Annotated in this window: 18 protein-coding genes and 1 tRNA gene; 1 reads left to right on the forward strand and 18 read right to left on the reverse strand. The window is 64.3% G+C overall.

What is annotated here, in order from left to right; translation table 11 throughout:
• Positions 1-78 precede the first annotated feature (78 nt).
• On the forward strand, positions 79-765 hold the full coding sequence (locus tag ONR57_RS11795) for an SGNH/GDSL hydrolase family protein (RefSeq protein WP_265123593.1): 687 nt from the start codon (positions 79-81) through the stop codon (positions 763-765).
• Positions 766-973: 208 nt separating this feature from the next.
• Here the strand turns inward: ONR57_RS11795 and ONR57_RS11800 are convergent.
• From ONR57_RS11800 to ONR57_RS11885, 18 genes are all read right to left on the reverse strand, one after another.
• A tRNA-Pro gene (locus tag ONR57_RS11800) sits at positions 974-1,047 on the reverse strand.
• A gap of 84 nt (positions 1,048-1,131) precedes the next feature.
• The gene (gene der, locus ONR57_RS11805; protein ID WP_265123595.1) at positions 1,132-2,565 is read right to left on the reverse strand and encodes a ribosome biogenesis GTPase Der; all 1,434 of its coding nucleotides are present in this window, start codon (positions 2,563-2,565) and stop codon (positions 1,132-1,134) included.
• Positions 2,562-3,245, reverse strand: coding sequence for a (d)CMP kinase (gene cmk / locus ONR57_RS11810; protein WP_265123596.1), 684 nt, complete (start codon positions 3,243-3,245; stop codon positions 2,562-2,564). Before cmk ends, der begins: the two co-directional genes overlap by 4 nt.
• Positions 3,242-4,228: a pseudouridine synthase gene (locus tag ONR57_RS11815; RefSeq protein ID WP_265123597.1), complete on the reverse strand. Its 987-nt coding sequence runs from the start codon at positions 4,226-4,228 to the stop codon at positions 3,242-3,244. The genes cmk and ONR57_RS11815 overlap by 4 nt, the downstream gene beginning before the upstream one ends.
• Before the next feature lie 3 nt (positions 4,229-4,231).
• Positions 4,232-4,900 (reverse strand): SMC-Scp complex subunit ScpB, encoded by a 669-nt coding sequence (gene scpB, locus ONR57_RS11820; protein ID WP_265123599.1) that lies wholly within the window; start codon positions 4,898-4,900, stop codon positions 4,232-4,234.
• Complete coding sequence (locus tag ONR57_RS11825) at positions 4,890-5,726, reverse strand: ScpA family protein (protein WP_374116435.1); 837 nt, start codon at positions 5,724-5,726, stop codon at positions 4,890-4,892. The genes scpB and ONR57_RS11825 overlap by 11 nt, the downstream gene beginning before the upstream one ends.
• Entirely contained in the window at positions 5,723-6,673 is a 951-nt protein-coding gene (locus ONR57_RS11830) for a ParA family protein (protein ID WP_265123601.1), read from the reverse strand. Before ONR57_RS11830 ends, ONR57_RS11825 begins: the two co-directional genes overlap by 4 nt.
• A 123-nt stretch (positions 6,674-6,796) precedes the next feature.
• The gene (gene xerD / locus ONR57_RS11835) at positions 6,797-7,741 is read right to left on the reverse strand and encodes a site-specific tyrosine recombinase XerD (RefSeq protein WP_265123638.1); all 945 of its coding nucleotides are present in this window, start codon (positions 7,739-7,741) and stop codon (positions 6,797-6,799) included.
• A complete protein-coding gene (locus ONR57_RS11840; protein ID WP_265123602.1) occupies positions 7,731-8,369 on the reverse strand; it encodes an NUDIX hydrolase in 639 nt (212 codons plus the stop codon). Before ONR57_RS11840 ends, xerD begins: the two co-directional genes overlap by 11 nt.
• Positions 8,366-10,132 (reverse strand): CTP synthase, encoded by a 1,767-nt coding sequence (locus ONR57_RS11845; protein ID WP_265123603.1) that lies wholly within the window; start codon positions 10,130-10,132, stop codon positions 8,366-8,368. The genes ONR57_RS11840 and ONR57_RS11845 overlap by 4 nt, the downstream gene beginning before the upstream one ends.
• A gap of 136 nt (positions 10,133-10,268) precedes the next feature.
• Positions 10,269-11,192, reverse strand: coding sequence for a copper transporter (locus ONR57_RS11850; protein WP_265123605.1), 924 nt, complete (start codon positions 11,190-11,192; stop codon positions 10,269-10,271).
• A gap of 3 nt (positions 11,193-11,195) precedes the next feature.
• Positions 11,196-12,392, reverse strand: coding sequence for a putative cytokinetic ring protein SteA (gene steA / locus ONR57_RS11855; RefSeq protein ID WP_265123607.1), 1,197 nt, complete (start codon positions 12,390-12,392; stop codon positions 11,196-11,198).
• 79 nt (positions 12,393-12,471) lie between these two features.
• Entirely contained in the window at positions 12,472-14,256 is a 1,785-nt protein-coding gene (gene recN, locus ONR57_RS11860; RefSeq protein WP_265123609.1) for a DNA repair protein RecN, read from the reverse strand.
• Positions 14,257-14,258: 2 nt separating this feature from the next.
• Positions 14,259-15,170, reverse strand: coding sequence for an NAD kinase (locus ONR57_RS11865; protein ID WP_265123639.1), 912 nt, complete (start codon positions 15,168-15,170; stop codon positions 14,259-14,261).
• Positions 15,171-15,241: 71 nt separating this feature from the next.
• Positions 15,242-16,063, reverse strand: a complete 822-nt coding sequence (locus tag ONR57_RS11870; RefSeq protein WP_265123611.1) for a TlyA family RNA methyltransferase — start codon at positions 16,061-16,063, stop codon at positions 15,242-15,244.
• Positions 16,063-16,272 carry a hypothetical protein gene (locus ONR57_RS11875; protein WP_265123613.1) on the reverse strand — a complete coding sequence of 70 codons (210 nt, stop codon included), beginning with the start codon at positions 16,270-16,272 and terminating at the stop codon, positions 16,063-16,065. Before ONR57_RS11875 ends, ONR57_RS11870 begins: the two co-directional genes overlap by 1 nt.
• A complete protein-coding gene (locus ONR57_RS11880; RefSeq protein WP_265123615.1) occupies positions 16,265-17,320 on the reverse strand; it encodes an HAD-IIA family hydrolase in 1,056 nt (351 codons plus the stop codon). Before ONR57_RS11880 ends, ONR57_RS11875 begins: the two co-directional genes overlap by 8 nt.
• Positions 17,320-18,225, reverse strand: a complete 906-nt coding sequence (locus tag ONR57_RS11885; RefSeq protein WP_265123616.1) for a hypothetical protein — start codon at positions 18,223-18,225, stop codon at positions 17,320-17,322. The genes ONR57_RS11880 and ONR57_RS11885 overlap by 1 nt, the downstream gene beginning before the upstream one ends.
• Between the last annotated feature and the right edge of the window lie 103 nt (positions 18,226-18,328).

Raw genomic sequence — 18,328 nt, forward strand, 5'->3', positions numbered from 1 at the left:
CTTCGCCGCCTGCGCGGCGATCGCCACCGTCGCTGCCGCTGTTCTGGCGGCATCCACCTCAACCAGGGAGACAGTCCGATGACCGATGTCAGCACCACCCACCACCCCATTGACACCACCGAATCCACCGATCGGATGGTCCTTTCCGCCGAGAAGGCCGCGCACGTGCTGGCCGCGACGCCGTGGCGACGGTTCGCCGTCGTCGGCGATTCGATCGCCGAAGGTAACGGCGATACGCGCGACGGCTACGCTGACCTCGGCTGGGCCGATCGGCTCGCCGGGTGGCTGCGCGCGGCACACCCGGACGTGACGTACCTCAATACCGGCCGGACGAACGCCACCATCGAGCAGGTGCGCGACAACCAGCTGCCGAAGATCCAGGCCTTTCATCCCGACCTGGTTCACGTGAGCTGTGGCAGCAACGACCTCTGGCTCGCCGGGGCGGACCTGGACACCATCGAACACCGTCTGGACACCCTGCTCACCGAAGTCCGCGCCGACGGCGCACAACTGTCGCTGTTCACCCTCGCCGACGCCTTCACCGGCCGGCTCGCCCCACTGCGCGACCAGTTCGCCGCGTTCAACGACCTCGTCCGCACCCTGGCGGCCCGGCATGACGCCATCCTGGTCGACCTCTGGGAGCACCCGGCGCGGCTGCGCCCGGACTGGCTCAGCGCCGACCGAGTGCACCTCACCACGGCGGGGCACGCAGTCGTGGCCACCGAACTCGCCAAGGCGTATGGACGATTCGATCCCGACCACTGACACTACGGAGCCGGTGGACGAGTCCAGATCGAGCGGCGCGGCGACCGCGCTGAAGATGCCCGTTATCGGCTTGCGGAGCCCGTACGTGACTTGTTCGGTTTGCGTTCGGTCAAACGTTTCCCCACCTGGCGTTTCGCGTCCCCTGACAACTGCCCCTAAACAGCACAAAACCCCAAGTGAAACAGTGTCTCACCTGGGGTTTCCTGTGTCGGGCTGACAGGATTTGAACCTGCGACCACTTGACCCCCAGTCAAGTGCGCTACCAAGCTGCGCCACAGCCCGCCGCTGCCCTCGGGCGCCGGGGCGCCGTTGTCAGCTCAGCTAGATTACAACAGGCGCCGCGCCTGTTGCCAATCGCCCACGCGGTCAGCGCCGGGGTTTGCCGCGCTTCTCGCGGACTCGCACGCCGACGCGGATGGGTGTGCCTTCGAATCCGAACGTTTCCCGCAGCCGCCGTTCGAGGAAGCGCCGGTATCCGGCTTCGAGGAACGCAGTGGTGAACAGGATGAACGTCGGCGGCCGGGTCGCTGCCTGGGTGGCGAACAGGATGCGTGGCAGCCGCCCGCCGCGCATCGGCGGTGGCGTCGCGGCGACGGTTTCGCGCAGCCACGTGTTGAGCCGTCCCGTGGGCACGCGTGTGTCCCACGATTCGAGCGCGGTTTCCATTGCGGGTACGAGTTTCTGCACGGCCCGGCCAGTGTGGGCGGAGATGTTGACGCGCTGCGCCCACCGCACCCGAACGAGTTCCCGGTCGATTTCCTTGTCGAGCTGCAGTCGCCGGTCTTCGTCGACGAGGTCCCACTTGTTGAATGCGATGACTAGCGCCCGCCCGGCTTCCTCGACGGAGGTGATGATGCGCAGGTCTTGTTCGCTGAGGGGTTCGGAGGCGTCGATCAGCAGGACCACCACTTCCGCGGCTTCGATCGCGGAGCGGGTGCGCAGGGAGGCGTAGTATTCGGCTCCGCTTGCGGTGATGACGCGTTTACGCAGGCCCGCGGTGTCAACGAAGCGCCACGTTTTGCCGCCGAGTTCGACGAGCGAATCGACGGGGTCGACAGTGGTGCCGGCGACGTTGTGGACAACGGACCGCTCATCGCCCGCGAGCTTGTTGAGCAGGCTCGATTTGCCGACGTTTGGCTTACCCACCAGCGCGACGCGACGAGGCCCGCCCGCGGTCGCAGCGAGCACCTCGCGTGGCGTTTCGGGCAGCACTTCGAGGATTTTGTCGAGCAGGTCACCTGTGCCGCGGCCATGTGTGGCGCTGACAGCGAACGGTTCGCCGAGCCCCAGCGACCACAGCGCCGCTGCTTCAGCCTCGATCTTCTGATCATCGACCTTGTTCGCCACGAGGATCACGGGTGTTTTAGATCGCCGCAGCACACGCGCGACTGCTTCGTCAGTGGCCGTGGCACCTACTGTGGCATCGACAACGACGACGATGGCGTCCGCGGTTTGCATGGCAAGTTCGGCCTGCCGCGCGACGGACTGCTGCAAACCTTTCGCGGAGGGTTCCCAGCCGCCAGTGTCCTGAATGGTGAAGCGGCGCCCGACCCATTCGGCGTCATACGAGACGCGGTCACGGGTGACTCCGGGAACGTCTTCGACGACAGCCTCGCGCCGACCGATGATGCGGTTGACGAGCGTTGATTTGCCGACGTTGGGACGGCCGACCACGGCAACGACGGGCACGGGGACGAATTCGTCGGCAATGTCACCTTCGAGTTCGCTGAGTTCCCAGTCAGTTTCGTCGCTCCAGGTGCCGTCACCCGACCAGCCAGTGCTGATTTCGCTGTCTGTCACTTGAGTGCTCCGATCCGCTCTTCTATGAGCGAGAGAAGGTGCTCGACAACGCCTTCGAGGGTCAGGTCGCTGGTGTCCACGATCAGCGCATCCTCAGCTGGCCGGAGCGGCGAGACTGGGCGGTTCGAGTCGAGTTCGTCGCGCCGTATGACGCCCGCGAGTACGGTCTCGTAGTCGTCACCGCGGCCTTCGGCGATGTTTTGGTCATTGCGCCGTTTCGCGCGGGCTTCAGGTGTCGCAGTGAGGAAGATCTTCACTGTCGCGTCAGGAAGAACCACGGAGCCGATGTCGCGTCCTTCCACGACGATGCGGTCTGCGGCTGCGGCGAGGCTGCGCTGCAGTTGCACCATGTGTTCGCGAACTTGTGGGACGGCGGACACCGCGGACACGTTGGCGGTCACATCCGCACTCCGGATGTCGTCGGCCACGTCCGCGCCGTCGAGAAGAACCTGTTCGCTCTGCGGATCAGACCCAATGGAGAATGGCAGGTTCGCGGTGATCGCGGCGAGCGCAACAGGGTCGTTTACGTCCACGCCGTTGCGCAGCGCGTGCAGGGTCGCGATGCGGTACATCGCGCCGGTGTCGAGGTAGCGGGCCGCGAGCTTCTGAGCAACGCGTCGCGACACACTCGATTTTCCAGTTCCTGCTGGTCCATCGATCGCGATCGTAAATGTGCTCACAGCCCGACCTCCTTGTACAGGGCACCGACTTCTTGCCGGTTCAAAACCCTGATTGTTCCAGGTCGCTGATCGCCAAGGTGTACAGAGCCGATCTGGGTGCGCACAAGCTTGGTCACGGGGTGTCCGACGTGCTCAAGCAAACGCCGCACGATGTGTTTGCGGCCTTCGTGCAGAACAACCTTGACCAGTGTGGTTTTCGCCGACGCATCGACGACTGCGAACTCGTCCACCTCGACTGGCCCGTCGTCGAGTTCGACACCTTTCAGAAGGCTCCGGTCGACGGTGCGGCGCACAACACCATCGACTTCCGCGAGGTAGGTCTTCTTCACTCTGTATGACGGGTGCATGAGCCGATGCGCGAGTTCACCGTCATTGGTGAGCAGAAGCAGCCCCTCGGTTTCGGCGTCGAGTCGTCCGACGTGAAAGAGGCGCTGGCCCGCTTCCACGCGGTTGGCGACAAGATCGCCGACGCACGGCCTGCCAAGCTCGTCGGCCATGGTGGACTGCCAGCCGCGCGGTTTGTTCAGGGCGAGGTGCACGAGGTCTTCGGTGATCATGACGCGCATGCCGTCGACCTTCACGATTGCGGTACGCGGGTCGATGCGCATCCCCTGAGTCGTGACGACTTTCCCGTTCACTTCGACGCGGCGCTGATCGATCATCTGCTCACACACGCGCCGCGACGCGACACCAGCCTGGGCGAGGACTTTCTGCAACCGCACCCCTTCGGTGCCGTATGCACTGGTGTCGGGCAGCGCTGCGCCTTTAAGCGGCGCGCCTTCTGGGGCGGGGCGGGCGTTGCTGATGCGCGGGGCGGACGATTGGCTTTTCTTCTGGAACGCGGGACGGCCGCTGCCGGTAGTGCGCGATCCCGATTTCGATGAGCGCGTCTGCTGCGTGCGGGGTGCTTGGCCGCGCCGCGCGCTCTGCGCGGGCTTTTTGTTTCGGTCCGGTGTGCCATCTCGGCGAGCGGGTTTCTTCATTTCTCATTCCTGTTGTTCAGCTGTTCGCCCGCCAGCACTGCTGACGGGCCGTGCGCGGCTTTTCGCCACGCGGGCATCGAGGTCGTCTTCGAATTCCATGCCCAGTTCGTCGATGATGTCCACGTCCGGCAGCAGCGGCGCGAGCGGCGGCAGTTCGGCAAGTGACGCGATCCCGAGCCGCTCGAGGAACAACTCGGTTGTCACATATCGTGTCGCACCTGACTCAGGGTCAGGCACGGTTTCGGCGATCAGCCCCCGCGCGAGCAGAGTCCGCACCACACCATCGACGTTGACACCGCGCACCGCGCTGACGCGGGCACGGCTGACCGGCTGGCGGTACGCGATCACGGCCAGTGTTTCCAGGGCTGCCCTGGTGAGCTTTGACCGCGCGCCGTCCCGTATCAGACGTTCAACGTACCCAGAGTATTCGCTGCGCGTGTACATACGCCAACCGTCGCCTGCGTAACGGAGGTCGATGCCGCTGCGACGGGACTCGTACCCGGCGGCTAAACGCACCAGCGCGCGCCGGACCCGCTCGGTGGGCAGCTCGAGCGCAGCGGCGAGCGATTCGGGGCTGGCGGGGGTGTCAACGACAAGCAAAAGGGCTTCGAGCGCGGCTTCGAGGCGCTGTTCAGTCCACTCTTCAGGGTCGAACGGGTGATCATCCTGCATAGTCTTCTCCCGTCCAGGATAGCTGGGGCTCGATCCCGGTCCAGCTCACGTGCAGCGCGCCGAGGGCTTCGGGCTGGCTGATGTCCAGCGCCTTCTCCCGGTACAGCTCAAGCATGCTCAGGAAGCGCGCAACGATCCGCATCACCGATTCACAATCAGCAACCAGCGCTGGGAAGGGCATCCACTCCCCCGCGCCTTTGGTTCGCAACGCGTCGAGCAGCTTTTTCGCCTCGGCAGGCACTGACACGTAGTCGGCGTGCATGTGACCGACGCTCACTTCAGGCACGGGCCGCGGCCGGAACGCGGCTGCCGCGATTTCAGCGAAACGCTCCGGCGTCACACCTAGGACGACGTCCGGGAGCAGGCTCGTAAATCGCTCGTCAAGCGACACAGCGCGCGCGTAGCGGTGTTGCGCGCGCCCTTCCATTTCGGCGAACACTTGCGCGAGTTGCATGAACGCGCGGTACTGCAGCAGCCGAGCGAACAGCAGGTCACGTGCGTCGAGCAGCGCGAGGTCGTCGCTGTCCTCCACTTCCGCGGCGGGGAGCAGCCGGGCTGCTTTGAGGTCGAGCAACGTGGCGGCGACAACGAGGAATTCGGTGGTCTCATCGAGGCCGAGCTGATCCCCCAGCCGCCGTGTGTAAGCGATGAAATCATCGGTGACCTTGTGCAGCGCCACTTCCGTCACGTCCAGGCGCTGCTGTGAGATCAGCGAAAGCAAAAGATCGAATGGGCCTTCGAAGTTGCGCAGCGTCACCCTGAACGTGTCCCCGGCGTCTTCCGGGGGACTACTAGCTGGGACGTCTGGGGTGCGCTGCTCTCTCACCGGCCCCGGCCAAAGCCCGCTATGACTTCCCGCGCGAGCGCACGATAGGCATCGGCGCCGGCCGATTTAGGTGCCCAGCTCGTGATCGGTTCACCCGCGACACTGGTCTCCGGGAACCGGACCGTCCGATTGATCGTCGTGTGGTAGACAAGGTCGCCGAACACTTCGACGACACGCGTCATCACGTCGCGCGCGTGCAGCGTGCGTGAGTCGAACATCGTCACCAGGATGCCCGCCATTGAGAGTTTCGGATTGAGCCGGTCCCGCACCTTCCCCACCGTGTCATTGAGCAGCGCCAGGCCGCGCAGACTGAAGTACTCGCACTCCATCGGGATCATCACGCCGTCCGAGCAAGCCAGCGCGTTAACCGTCAGGAGACCCAGGGATGGCTGGCAGTCGATCAGCACATAGTCATACCGGTCGAGCACCGGATGAAGCGCGCGGTGCAGCGTCTGCTCGCGGCCGACTTCGTTGACGAGCTGAATTTCCGCAGCGGAAAGGTCGATGTTGCTCGGCAGCAGATCCATGTTGTCGACGCGGGTGCGCATCAGAACCTGCTCAATCGACACGCGTGGCTCAACGAGGAGGTTGTACACGGTGCTGTCGAGTTCATGATGCGCGACACCGAGCCCGGCTGAGAGGGCTCCTTGCGGATCGAGGTCAACGAGCAACACCCGGCGGCCGAATTCGGCGAGCGCGGCACCCAGATTGATGGTCGACGTCGTCTTGCCAACGCCGCCTTTCTGGTTGCACATCGATATGACGCGCGCGGGGCCGTGGCTGTGCAGTGGCTCCGGTTCCGGAATCAGCGGGACGGGGCGCCCCGTTGGCCCAATTGGCTCACCGGGTTCACTCCCGAGAGCACCTGCCGCGTCGTCCCCACCAGCGACACCGCTCGGCGCGGCTGCTCGCTCGGACTCCGCTGCGAATTGCTGCGGTGTCTTCACGGTTCCTGGTACTCCTTCTCTGGGTGTTACCGCCCACAGACATTCCCGTGACGGTGCTGTGACTGTGCTAACGCTACCGTTTGCTGCTGTTATCGGTGTTCACGACACGAAGCACTCGACGATTTAGCGGGCGCGCGGGTGCGCTTCCGCCCAAACTTCGCGTAATGCGGTCACCGTGACCGCTGTGTACACCTGGGTTGTCGTCACTGACGCATGACCGAGCAACTCCTGCAGCACCCGTACGTCGGCACCGCCTTCGAGCAGATGCGTCGCGAATGAGTGACGCAGTGTGTGCGGCGAGACCGCCGCAGTCACCCCGGCACGCTTCGCTGCGTCTTGGAGTACCTGCCAGGCACTTTGCCGGGACAGACGGCCGCCGCGGTTGTTGAGGAACACCGCCGGCATCGCCCGCCGCACCAACGCTGGTCGTCCCCGCACCATATAGGCTTCGAGCGCGCCGATCGCCGGCCGGCCCAGCGGGACGAGCCGCTGCTTGCCGCCCTTACCGCGCAGCAGCACCGCTCGCGCTGCGAGATCGATGTCGTCGACGTCAAGGCTGATAGCCTCGCTGATTCGTGCGCCACTCGAATAGAGAAGTTCGAGCAGAGCGCGGTCGCGCAGCCCGCGCGGGCCCTCCGCTTCCGTCCCGACGGCTTCAAGTATCGCGAGGACATCATCTAGTGGCAGAGCTTTGGGCAGTCTTTTTCCGGGGCTCGGCGGTTTGACGTTGCGGGCCGCGTCAAAGCTCGCCATCCCTTCTGCGTGTGCGAATCGGTGCAGCCCGCGCGCCGCAATGAGTGCACGTGCAACAGAACTCGCCGACAGGGCGGGCAGCTTCTTATCCGGTTCGCCCTTCCGCAGCGTCAGGACGAACTCTTCCACGTCCCGCTCGGATACCTCCGCGAGATCAGCGACGGACCGGCTCTGCAAGTGAGCAGCGTAGCGCCGCAAATCGCGCCGGTAAGAACTCAGCGTGTTGCGCGATGCGCCGCGTTCGACGGCGAGGTGGTCGAGGTACGCGGTGATTTGCCCGCTCAGTGGCTCGGGTGCGATGCCATCATCTGCCATCGCCATGCCGCCGCTGCGCTAGTGCGGCCGGCTGGTTGGGCCACGGCGCTCCGGCTGGCCGGAGTTCGGTGCCGTCAGACCGGGCAGCGGACAAAGCCAGCACGCCGGCTACCGCCGTGGCGTTGGTGATCTCACCGCGGAGTGCTTTGACTACTGCCTCCGCCAGGGAAATGCGGATGACCTTCATGTCGGCCTCCTCGTGCTCCGCTTCGGGGCGCTCAGTCACTTCGAGCCCCTCAGCGAGGAACACCCGCACGGATTCATCCGTCATTCCGGGTGACACGGCGACATCGACAAGCAGATGCCATGTAGCTGCGGTGACTCCCGCTTCCTCCACCAGCTCACGCTGCGCCGCTTCGAGCGGCGATTCGCCGGGCTCGTCGAGCAACCCGGCAGGCAGTTCGAGCAGCCGCGCCCCAACGGGATGCCGGTACTGCTCGACGAACACGATCCGGTCGTCGTCATCGACAGCAACGATCGCGACGGCGCCATAGTGCTCGACCACCTCGCGCACTGCGGTCCGGCCGCCGGGCATCACCACGTCGTCGACGCGCAGCGCGATGACTGCTCCGTCGTAAGCGACACGTGACGCTGACGTTCGGAACTCGTGGCTGCCCGGTTCGGTCATTTCGATTCAGCCTCACTCGCGACTAATCCCGACTTGCCGCCGTTGTTGTCACTGTTTTCAGTGCTGTCGGCAGTGCCATCGAGATCTACGGGCAGGCGCTGCTCAGCGGAGTACCGCATTGCCGCCTTAATGAAAGCGGCGAACAGCGGGTGCGGCCGCGTGGGCCGGCTCTTCAGCTCTGGGTGCGCCTGCGTTGCGACGAAGAACGGGTGCTGCTTGCGCGGGTACTCGACAAACTCGACAAGCCTTCCGTCCGGTGATGTACCGCTGAACTGGAGCCCACTCTTCGCAATCCTGTCGCGATAGGCGTTGTTGACTTCGTAGCGGTGGCGGTGCCGTTCCGAGATTTGCGTCGCACCGTACGCGGACGCCACCACGGAACCCTTAGTCAGGGCTGCCGGATACGCTCCCAGACGCATCGTGCCGCCCATGTCGGCGTTGCCCGCGACGATGTCTCGCTGGTCAGCCATCGTCGAAATGACAGGGTGCGGTGTATCCGCCTCGAACTCGGACGAGTTCGCTTCCTCGAGACCAACTGAACGAGCCGCTTCGATGACGACACATTGCAGACCCAGGCATAACCCCAGCAGCGGTATCTTGCGTGTGCGGGCGAAGCGGATGGCACCGAGTTTGCCTTCGATGCCGCGTATTCCGAACCCACCTGGAATGAGTATCCCGTCAGCCTCACCGAGCGCCGCCTGTGCACCGTGTTCGGTCGCGCACTCGTCCGAGGGCACCCAATCGATTTTCACCTTCGCCCGGTGGTGAAAGCCGCCAGCGCGCAGCGCTTCGGTGACTGACAGATAAGCGTCGGGCAGATCGACGTACTTGCCGACAAGTGCGATACGGACGGTTTCGCGCGAATTGTGCACGCGCTCGAGAAGGTCACCCCACACCGTCCAATCCACATCCCGGAACGGGAGCCCAAGTTTGCGCACCACGTAGGCATCAAGTCCCTCCCGGTGGAGCACCTTGGGAATGTCGTAAATCGACGGGGCATCCGCGGTGGAAATCACACCCTCAACCTCAACGTCGCACATGAGTGCGATCTTGTTTTTGAGGCCTTCCGGTACGTCACGGTCAGCGCGCAGAATCAGCGCATCCGGCTGGATACCGATGTTACGCAGCGCCGCCACGGAGTGCTGCGTCGGCTTGGTTTTCAGTTCACCTGAGGGCGCTAGGAATGGAACGAGCGAAACGTGCAGGAAGAAGACGTTTTCGCGGCCGACGTCGTGACGAACCTGGCGGGCCGCCTCAAGGAACGGCTGCGACTCGATGTCGCCGACCGTGCCGCCGATCTCGGTGATCACCACGTCCGGCACGTGCCCCTGCAGGTCAGGGCCAGACATTGCGAGGATGCGCGCCTTTATTTCGTCGGTGATGTGCGGAATGACCTGCACGGTATCCCCGAGATACTCACCGCGGCGTTCCTTCGCGATCACCGACGAATAGATCTGGCCGGTGGTGACGTTGGCGGAGCCGGGGAGGTCGCGGTCGAGGAAACGCTCGTAATGACCGATGTCAAGGTCGGTTTCAGCGCCGTCCTCGGTGACAAACACCTCGCCGTGCTGGAACGGGTTCATCGTTCCGGGGTCAACGTTCAGATAAGGGTCGAGCTTCTGCATCGTGACACGCAAACCGCGTGCGGTGAGAAGCTGCCCGAGGCTCGAGGCTGTTAACCCCTTGCCGAGCGACGAGGCAACGCCTCCGCTGACGAAGATGTGCTTCGTCTCGGTCTTCGCGTGATGACGTGAGAATGGCAAAGAGACTCCCGTGACAACTCGAGCAGACGAACTACGACCAACTGTGGTGCCTGCTGACCCACGGGACTTCACGGTAACACTTTTGTGCGCGCACTGACGCACCGACGCAGCGGAATGCAGCGAAAAACACCTTGTTTCACGCTCCCCTCGTCGGCGCGGAGGCCTTGGGGCCCATCCCGTAGTGGCCGACTGTCCCGCGCACACGTTCCGCGAGTGCGAGCGCCACGGTGATTCGCCCAGCGGCAGCGTCCGCGTTATCGACAGTGCTGACAGCACTAGTAAGCGAGTTCTCCGCACGGATTACAGCGACTGCGCTATTTCCTTCGGCGGTGCCCGCCTCCCCCGCGGCGACGACTGCCCCGTGACCAGCAAGACCGGCAGCGAAGCGGGCGACGAACGCGCCGTCGTTGCCGTCACTGTCTGGTACCACGCTCGTGACGACGACTGCGGAGACGGCCGGACTGAGGCTACCTTCGACGGAGAGGAACCCCCCGGTGCTCAGCACGTCCACGATCACGTTGCGCTCATCATCGTTGCCGAGAGCCTCTTCGCCCGGTGCATGTAGGAACGCAGCGCCCAGCAGGTCACCTGTCATGCTGCCCTGATCGGTGGCACCGGTGTTTAGTTCGGCACCTGCGGGCAGCGAGTTGGTGATGAGGCCCCGGAGGCGCTCCGCTTCGCTGACATCGGTGAAGGCGGGAGTCAGACTGACTGTTCCGTGCACGGGTGCGCCCGCACGCGCGAGCGTGTCGCGCACTCCGGCGACAATCTCGGGGTTCGCACCGGGTGCTGCCATGACAATCACGGGCTGTTCGCGCAGCTCCCCGGCGAGGATTTGATCTGCATGCACATCGGCGAGGGCCTCGAGTGCGTCGAGGTCTTGCTGCACGCTGTCACGCTCGGCGGCAAGCGCCTTGGCCTGGCCGGAGAGTTCTGAACTATCTGAGCGCAGGTTGGAGACCACTCGATCAGCTAGCGCCGTTGACCCCAGCACCAGCCCTAACGCGAGAGCCAGGAACACCGCGACCAGCGACACTGCGTGGTAACGCAGCGGAATCACGCATCAGCCCCTGAGATCTTGGATGAGGCCCTGTACCCAGAGCGCAAACCTGTTCCAGGTATCAATTGCCCAGCCCAGCGGATCCTCGACGCCGTTCACGATGAGCAGAACTACCAGCGCCGCCGCCATCAGCGCAAGTACGAACATCGCGATCGCAGTGATCGAGACGCGGCTACGGTACAGCGTGGCGAGGGCACGTCCATCGACGAGACGCTCACCCACTCGGAGCCGGGTGAGGAACATCGACGGTGCCGACTCTGTCTTGTCCCGGTCGAAGAACTCATTGAGCGACGCGCTCACACCCACTGTCGCGATCAGCGACGCTCCATGGTGATACGCGAGCAGCAGGGCAAGATCGGCAGGTGTGCCGGCGGCCGGGAATGTCATGGCACCGACACCGAGGTCCTGAATCCGCTCAAGGCCGCGGGCGTGCCCATCCGGATCAGCGGGCAGAACCACCTGCGCGCCGCAGCGGAGAGTTTCGGAGCTCATCGCTTCGGGGTCACCAACGATGAGATCAGGCTTGAATCCTGCCTTGAACAGAGCATCCGCACCACCGTTCACACCGATCAGGATCGGCTGATACTCCTTGATGAACGGCTTGACGTGCTTGAGATCCTTTTTGTTGTCCGGCCCATCACCGACCACGAGCACCTGACGGTCAGAGAGGTCGACATCGATATCTGGAATGCCGATGCCATCAATCAGGAGCGGGCTCTCGGTGCGAATGAACTCGACCGTGTTCCCGGAAAAGGCTTCGAGATGGTCGGCCAGCGACTGTTTCGCAGTGGTGAGGAGGTCACGGATCTCCTCCTCGAACAGCTGCAGACCCTGCGCGACGCGCTTCTCACCGAGGAATACTTCGCCCTCGTAGAGGCGCACCTTCGCACCGTCTTTGACTTCACTGAAAACGTCGGTTCCGACTTCGTCGACGAGAATGATGCCCGCATCAACCAGCTGCTGCGGACCAAGGTTCGGATAGCGGCCAGATATCGACGGCGAGGCGTTCACCACGGCGAGCACCTGCGCCCGTATCAGCGCATCAGCGGTCTTGCGATCGATATCGATCTCGTCGAGGATCACGACATCGCCCCGTCCGGCGCGGCGAAGGACCTTCGCGGTATCCCGATCGATCCGGGCGGTGCCACTGATACCTGGTAGCGACGTGCTATTGCGCGACAGCAGGGACGGCATCTTCATGTCCCGATGATGAACCTATTGACACCGCAAGCGCGGGAGGCGCGCCGATATCAAATAGTTACGGAATGCTGAGAATGCGCTAGGCAGCGAGCGATTGACGTTCCTGCTCCGCGACCGCAAGCAGTTCCTCCGCGTGCGCGCGGCCCGTATCCGAATCTCCCATGCCAGCTAGCATGCGGGCAAGTTCCGCAACTCGGTCATCCGGACTGAGCGTTCGCACGCCACTGACGATCGAACCCCCCGGTTGATCTGTCTTGTCAACCACAAGATGCGTGTCCGCGAAGGCTGCGACCTGCGGCAAATGTGTGACCACTATGACTTGGTGCGTGCGGGCGAGCCGCGCCAGCCGTCGCCCGATCTCAATCGCGGCGCGTCCGCCCACCCCGGCGTCGACCTCATCAAACACCATGGTGGCGGCACCGTCGCCGCCTGCCAGGACAACCTCGAGGGCAAGCATGACACGCGAAAGCTCGCCGCCTGACGCGCTTTTCGCCAGCGGCATCGGCTCCGCGCCCGGGTGCGCTGCGAGCCGGAACTCGACGTCGTCGATACCGTACGGCCCCGGCACATACCAGCCGCTCTCGATCTCGATCGCACCCTCAGCCTGCGGATCCGCAGCCACCGCGCCGACGGAAACATCGAGTTTCGCGCGCCCCATGGCGAGTCCCGCGAGTTCCGCAGAGACCGCCTTGCTCAGCGCGACGGCGGCCCGCCGACGGGCAGCAGACAGTTTCACTGAGCGTTCCGCGAGTTCCCCCGCCGCTGTCGTCACCGCGCGTCCGAGCTCAGTCAGTGCCTCCGCGGAAACATCGATGCTGTCAAGCCGCTCACGTGCATTGCGCGCCCACTCGATGACACCGTCCACGTCGGCGGCGTACTTGCGGGTCAGAAGCTTCAGGTCAGCCTGCCGGTTCAGCAGGCCTTCAAGCGCGCCCGGATCAGAAGGCAAGTCATCCAGATAGGCGCTCAGTTCGGCGCCGAGATCCCCCACAAGCGCGAGCGCATCGCGCAGGCGCGGGCCGAGTTCACGCAACACCGGGTCTTCGGCACCTTCAAGACTGTTGCGTGCGCGACCCAGCAGTTCTAGCGCGCTCGCCGGACCTTCCGTGCCGCCCGACAGCTCATCTGTACCCGCCACCGCCGCAAGAGCCTCGATCGCGGCGCCGCGCAACGAGTCAAGGTCGCTCAAACGGCGAACCTCCGCCGCGATCGCCTCATCCTCAGCGGGCTGCGGGTCGACGGCGTCAATCTCATTGAGCCCGAACTTCAGCCTGTCGACTTCCTGAGCCAATTCGCGGGAGCGAGTTGTTCGCTCATACAGTTCTTGCGACAGGCGGCGCCACTCCGCCCGCGCGTTCCGGTATGCGGCCAGGAGCGGCGTGATCGAATCACCTGCGAAACGGTCGAGCGCGGCCCGCTGCTGGTCAGACTTCAGTAGACGAAGCTGATCGTTCTGGCCGTGAACGGTGAGTAAAGACCCAGTGAAGCGCCCGAGCACGCCGGCTGGCACACTTCGCCCGCCCAGATACGCGCGCGAGCGGCCGTCCCGCGCCACCGTGCGCACGGCGATCACGGACCCATCGGAGTCTTCCTCGGCGCCACTGGTTTCCAGCAGCTCGGTGACTTCGCTGCGAAGGCTGTCTGACGCACCGTCGAAGCTGAAGCGGCCTTCGACAGTGGCGCGTTCCGTGCCCGCACGTACCCTTTTCGCGTCCGCGCGCGCGCCACCAAGCAAATGGAGGCTAGTGACCACCATCGTTTTTCCGGCGCCTGTCTCACCGGTGAGCACCGTGAAACCCGGATCGAGCTCTGCACTTGCCTCGTCGATGACACCCAATCCACTGATGCGCAACTCGGCTAGCATCGCTACTCCTCCCCGATTCCAGTGACGGGCCTGCCTCGCCATCCTTGCACTGGAAGCTCGAATTTCCGCACAAGCCGGTCCGTGAACGGCGCGGAATTGAGGCGTGCCCACAGGACAGGGGTGGCTCCCCGGCGGAATTCGATCCGGCCCCCCGCGGGCACCGGCACGATTCGGCGGCCGTCACAGAACACCAGCGCGTCATGCCCGGCGGGGTCTATCTCCACTGCGACGACGGATTCCGGGCTGGTCACCATCGGGCGTGCGAAGAGCGCATGCGCATTACTCGGCACAACCAGCAGCGCTTCCAGTTCAGGCCACACGATCGGCCCGCCCGCCGAAAACGCGTATGCCGTTGAGCCAGTGGGGGTTGCGACGAGAACCCCGTCGCAACCGAACGCCGACACGGGACGACCGTCCACTTCCAGCACCACTTCGAGCACACCCAGGCGCGGTGCTTTCTCTATGCTGGCTTCGTTCAGCGCCCAGCCGCGCGCCAGAGATTCTCCCGCCGACCACATTTCCATGTCGATGGTCATGCGGTTTTCGATCCGGTACTCGCGCCTCACGACTTGACCGAGCGCATCCTCAAGGTGTTCGGCCTCGGTTTCAGCGAGGAACCCGATCCGTCCCAAGTTGATGCCTAGCACTGGGATCGCGGCGGCACGCGCCAAGTCTGCGGCGCGCAACATCGAACCGTCACCGCCGAGGACCAGTACGAGTTCACATCCCATCGCCGCGTCGGGACCGGCTTCGATCACTGTTTCGTAGGTTGACAGCGCACCATCGGTTGCGTGGGTGCTCGCGGCTTCGTGCGCCAATACGCGGAGGGCGATCCCGTGATGCCGGAGAATATGCGATACCTGCGTGACCGTGCGCACGATCTCAGCACGGCCGGTATGAGCGACGAGAAGTATCTCGCGGTTCTGCCCTGTTGGGGCTGACGGAAGGCCTTGCGCCCCAGGCTGCTCGGGACGGCGGGTTTGCGTCACTGTGGCCCCTCTTCAACCGCACGGGTGATCATCGCAGCAAGCTCACTCTGCGGCTGCCCCTGACCATCGGCTTTGAGCCACAGGAAGTACTCGACGTTGCCCGACGGCCCTGGCAATGGGCTCGCGACTGCGCCGACGGTGCGCAACCCAAGAGTGTGCGCGAATTCTGCGACCTCACGCACCGCTTCCGCGCGAAGTTCTGGATCCCGGACTACCCCGCCCGAGCCGAGGCGTTCCTTGCCTACCTCAAATTGCGGCTTCACCATCGGCACAATGTCGGCACCCGGGTGCGTGCACGCCATAAGGGCAGGCAGGACCAGCCGCAACGAGATGAACGACAGGTCTGATACCACGAGGTCGACAGGTCCGCCGGTTTGCTCAGGCGTCAAGTGCCTAACGTTCGTGCGGTCAAGCACTGTCACGCGGGGGTCGTTCTGCAATCGCCAGACCAGCTGGCCATACCCGACGTCGGCCGCGACGACCTCACGTGCACCTTCACGCAGCAACACGTCAGTGAAACCGCCCGTTGACGCACCCGCGTCCAGACAGCGGCGTCCTTCGATAGAAAGGCCATCCGCACCGAAGCGTGTCAGTGCGCCGAGCAGCTTATGAGCGCCGCGGGAGGCCCATTCGTCATCAGCGGTGCTCTCGATAACGTGCAGCGGCGCTGCACGTTCGATCGCTGTCGCAGGTTTCGCGATCGTGGCACCGGCTGACTGCACACGGCCGGCGGCAATCAATTCCACTGCATGTTCGCGCGATCGCGCGAGACCACGCCGCACGAGTTCCGCATCTGCGCGGGCGCGAGGGCGCGCCATCAGACAGTATCCACCGATTCAAGCGCCCTAAGCAGCGCGGCGTGGGCGGACTCGAAGAGTCCGACCGCGGTCTGCGAGGCGAGGTCTTCCGGCTCCAGCTTCTCAAGAGTGCCGATAATCGCGCTCACGGCCGCGCGTACCTCATTCGGTACCTGTTGAAGCGTCGCGTCTGACCCGCGCGGGCCTGGAAGCGGTACTGAATTAGTCATCGAACTCAACGCTAACTGACGGTGACGCCCCTTCACCACGTGAAACACCGACATGCCCAGGCCATGTCTGCAACACATGGTGGGCAGCGGTACCCCGAATGACGAGCTTCTTCCAGTCAGGCTCAGCCTGAATCCACACTTCCGCGGCAATAGCGCGCAGCGCGCCAATCTCACATGCGGTGTTCGCCAGGGCTTCCACGGTCACGGTCGTCAGCGTTCGCGTCACTTTCCAGTCCGCTTGCGGCCGGGGTCGCAGTTCGGCCGCTGACTGCGCCAAACAGCGCAAGTCTTCGGCGAGAAAATCTGGCCGCTGCGCTGGGGCAGCGAGGAGCACGTCCAGTGGCTGGGACACACCCGTCATCACGTAAAGGCTGGGCAGGCCCGCGGCGTGAGCACCCGCGATATCGGTGTCGAGGCGGTCACCCACTACCAGCGGGGCACTGAGCCCCGCTCGCGTGACCGCACTGTGAAAGATTTGCGCGCCCGGCTTACCAGCGACGTGGGGTGTGCGGTCGGTTGCCGTGCGCAGTGCAGCCACCATTGAGCCGTTACCCGGCAGCAAACCGCGCTCGGTCGGCAGTGTAGCGTCCAAGTTCGCCGCTACCCAGACCGCGCCAGCACGAATTGCCAGCGCCGCTTCCGCGAGCACCGACCAGTCCGTATACGGCGAATGGCCTTGCACTACAGCCTCTGGCGCGTCGGTAACCTCCCGCACTGGCTTCAGACCCGCGTCCGTAATTTCGGCAGCTAAGGCTTCGGTCCCGACGACAAGAACGCGGGCTCCTGCTGGCACCAACTCCGCCACGAGTGCGGCCGCGGCTTGAGCGCTCGTGACCACATTGGCCGGGCACACTGGGAAACCGAGTTCGGAGAGGTGCTCGGCAACGTCACTCACACTCCGGCTCGCGTTGTTGGTGATGTAGAGGGGGCGCGTCTTTGGCGCATTGCGGATTGATTCAACGGCATGCGGCACCGCATCGCGACCGCGGTATAGCGTTCCGTCCAGGTCGAGAAGCAGTCCGTCGTATTCGTCCCGCAGCGCCGTCATTAGTCCGTGTGTGCCTCGGAAAGTTCGATGGCTCGCTCTTCAGCGTCTGTCGCTTCCGGATCTGCTTGTGAAGACCGGAAGAACCATTCCAGCGCTTCGTCACGGCGGCCAGCCGCCAACAGCGCTTCTGCATACGCGTAGCACAGGCGCGCCGCGGCGTCGCCTTCCCGTGCATTATCGAGGTCTGGTCCTTGCAGGGTCACGACGGCCGCGTCGAACTGCTCGAGGTCCATGCGTGCGCCCGCAGCGACGATACGCAGTTCTATGGCTGCTTCACCTGTCAGCGCGCGCGCTTCCGCTGAACGTGCCATTTCAAGCGCCTTTTCGGGTCGCCCTAATCCGCGTTCGCAGTCTGCCATGACTGCGATCATTCCTGGACCGCCGCCGATACGCCGGGCGGTGCGCAGTTCATTGAGGGCTTCGGCCCATTCACCGGCGTAATACGCTGCGATTCCCCCTGTTTCACGAACGACTGCGATTCGTGACGCGCGCCTGCGTGCTGCTCGCGCGTGCTCGAGCGCGAGCATCGGGTCCTCATCGAGGAGCTGGGTCGCCATGACCAGATGCCGGGCCACCAGATCTGAGGATGTTTTGTCGAGCGCTAGCAGGTCCCGGCGCGCCTCGTCAGGGAGGTCGGTTGGTTCAACTTCGTCGGGAAGCCGCGGATCACGCGGGCGATCGTCTGCTGCATCACGGTCACGCGGTGGCCGGCGGTCCTGAAAGCGGGGCTGACCGCCACGATCCCGTCGCGCACTATCAGTACCGGGGCGCTCAGAACGACCTTCTCGCGAGAAACGCCGCTGGCCATCCCGCTGCCCGGAACCACCCGCCGGGCGTTTGCGAAACGGGCGGTCGTCACGTGCATGGCCTCTCGATTGATTCTCTCGTTCGCCACGATCAGTCACGTGATCAACCTTTCCTTGTTTATTTACGCCGAAAAAGGGGGACCGTGGTGGTCCCCCTTTTTTTTGTGGTTGGTGTCCGGCGGTGTCCTACTCTCCCGCACTC

This window comes from Hoyosella sp. YIM 151337 (assembly GCF_026041215.1).
In the GTDB taxonomy this organism is placed as follows: domain Bacteria; phylum Actinomycetota; class Actinomycetes; order Mycobacteriales; family Mycobacteriaceae; genus Hoyosella.

What these genes read in the sequence shown, in the direction of transcription:
- recN (WP_265123609.1), bottom strand. Translation starts at nt 14,256, where the DNA reads ATGCTAGCCGAGTTGCGCATCAGTGGATTGGGTGTCATCGACGAGGCA.
- ONR57_RS11840 (WP_265123602.1), bottom strand. Translation starts at nt 8,369, where the DNA reads ATGACCGAACCGGGCAGCCACGAGTTCCGAACGTCAGCGTCACGTGTC.
- steA (WP_265123607.1), bottom strand. Translation starts at nt 12,392, where the DNA reads ATGAAGATGCCGTCCCTGCTGTCGCGCAATAGCACGTCGCTACCAGGT.
- ONR57_RS11795 (WP_265123593.1), top strand. Translation starts at nt 79, where the DNA reads ATGACCGATGTCAGCACCACCCACCACCCCATTGACACCACCGAATCC.
- ONR57_RS11870 (WP_265123611.1), bottom strand. Translation starts at nt 16,063, where the DNA reads ATGGCGCGCCCTCGCGCCCGCGCAGATGCGGAACTCGTGCGGCGTGGT.
- scpB (WP_265123599.1), bottom strand. Translation starts at nt 4,900, where the DNA reads ATGCAGGATGATCACCCGTTCGACCCTGAAGAGTGGACTGAACAGCGC.
- ONR57_RS11875 (WP_265123613.1), bottom strand. Translation starts at nt 16,272, where the DNA reads ATGACTAATTCAGTACCGCTTCCAGGCCCGCGCGGGTCAGACGCGACG.
- xerD (WP_265123638.1), bottom strand. Translation starts at nt 7,741, where the DNA reads ATGGCAGATGATGGCATCGCACCCGAGCCACTGAGCGGGCAAATCACC.
- ONR57_RS11815 (WP_265123597.1), bottom strand. Translation starts at nt 4,228, where the DNA reads ATGAAGAAACCCGCTCGCCGAGATGGCACACCGGACCGAAACAAAAAG.
- ONR57_RS11880 (WP_265123615.1), bottom strand. Translation starts at nt 17,320, where the DNA reads ATGACGGCGCTGCGGGACGAATACGACGGACTGCTTCTCGACCTGGAC.